Below are 1,823 nucleotides of genomic sequence, written 5' to 3' on the forward strand. Positions count from 1 at the left end.
AGTGTATGCAAAAGCTGCGTTTTGCCATCAACTTTATAGCGAAGTTTCAAACGATTAGCTTGATATGACTCAAAATTTGAAACAGAACTAACTTCTAACCAACGTTTTTGAGCAGCCGAATAAACTTCAAAGTCGTAAGTAAGTGCCGATGTAAAACCCATATCTCCTCCGCAAAGGCGAAGAATACGGTAAGGAAGTTCAAGTTTTTCAAGCAACGATTTTACGTGTTCAACCATTTCGTCGAGTGCTTGATAAGATTCTTCTGGTTTACGAATCTGCACGATTTCTATTTTATCAAATTGGTGCAAACGATTCAATCCACGTACGTGAGCTCCCCAACTTCCTGCCTCACGACGGAAACATGGCGTATAGGCTACATTTTTGATGGGTAAATCGTTGTCTGATAAAATTACGTCACGGTAAATATTCGTTACTGGCACTTCGGCAGTTGGAATCAAATATAAATCATCGACAGTTGAATGATACATTTGTCCTTCTTTATCGGGCAGCTGACCTGTACCAAAGCCAGAATCTTTATTGATTAGAATCGGTGGTTGGATTTCGAAATATCCAGCAGCCAATGCTTCATCTAAGAAGAAATTAATCATGGCACGCTGAATTCTTGCTCCTTTTCCTTTGTAAACAGGAAAACCCGCACCCGTGATTTTATTTCCTAAATCGAAATCAATAATATCATATTGTTTGATTAACTCCCAATGTGGCAAAGCGGCCTCATGAAGCTCTGGAATTTCGCCTGCTTGAAAAATATTGACATTTTCTTCGGGCGTACGTCCTTCGGGAACACTTGTGTGCGGAAGGTTCGGGATTGTTACCATTACATCGTAAAGCTCTGATTCAGAAGCCTTTAAGTCTTCTTCCAAAGCTTTTGATTTTACCTTCAACTCAGCTGTTTCGGCTTTAGCGGCTTCGGCTTCTTCTTTTTTACCTGCTTTCATCAAGCCACCGATTTCTTTGGCCAAAGCATTGGCTCTTGCCAAAGTTGAATCTAACTCAGCTTGTGTTTCACGACGTTTTTGGTCGATTCCTAAAACCGTTTCTATCGTTTCTTCGGCATTCTTGAAATACTTACGCTTCAAGCTATCAATGGTAGCTTGTTTGTTTTCTTTTATATAATTGAGTTGTAGCATTTCTATTATATGTGTTAGATTAGCGGCTTTCGCCACTAATCGTTATGAACTTAATTAGTGATGAAGTTGTAGCTGATTAAATCAATCAAACTTAAACAAACCTTCGTTCAAGGCATTTAAGGCTTCGTTTTTGTGTTTGGTATCAACCAAAAGTGAGATATTATGCTCCGATGCACCATAGGCAATCATTCGGATTGGAATATCACGCATAGCTTCCATCACTTTTAGAGCGATACCTGCTTTATCGGCCATGAAATTGCCCACAATACAAATGATTGATTGATTACGGTCGTGTTCTTCTAAATCAGCAAATTGACCTAAAACTGCCGTGATTTTATCTAAATTTTCAGCATTATCAATCGTTACTGCTATCGAAACCTCCGACGTAGTTATCATATCCACTGGCGTTTTGAAGTTTTCAAAAACCTCAAATACCTTTCTCATAAATCCGTAGGCATTCAGCATACGAGTTGAATGAATGTAGATAGCCGTGATGCCATCTTTGGCGGCAATGGCTTTGATTTCCGAATCGGTTGTTTTGTCGGCGATGAGCGTTCCGTAAGCGTTTGGCTCCATGGTGTTTTTCAAACGCACTGGCACTCCACGCATCTTGGCTGGGGTGATTGTACTTGGGTGAAGAATTTTTGCACCAAAATACGCCAGTTCTGCGGCTTC

At 40.2% G+C, this 1,823-nt stretch carries 2 protein-coding genes; both read right to left on the bottom strand.

What is annotated here, in order from left to right; translation table 11 throughout:
- A partial coding sequence (gene serS, locus ACOVO2_RS16895) for a serine--tRNA ligase (protein ID WP_421771109.1) occupies window positions 1-1,148 on the bottom strand: 1,148 nt, incomplete at its 3' end.
- An 81-nt stretch (window positions 1,149-1,229) separates the two neighbouring features.
- On the bottom strand, window positions 1,230-1,823 hold a 594-nt coding region (locus ACOVO2_RS16900), incomplete at its 5' end, for an ACT domain-containing protein (protein WP_421771110.1).

The organism is Emticicia sp., from assembly GCF_049241225.1.
GTDB lineage: Bacteria > Bacteroidota > Bacteroidia > Cytophagales > Spirosomataceae > Emticicia.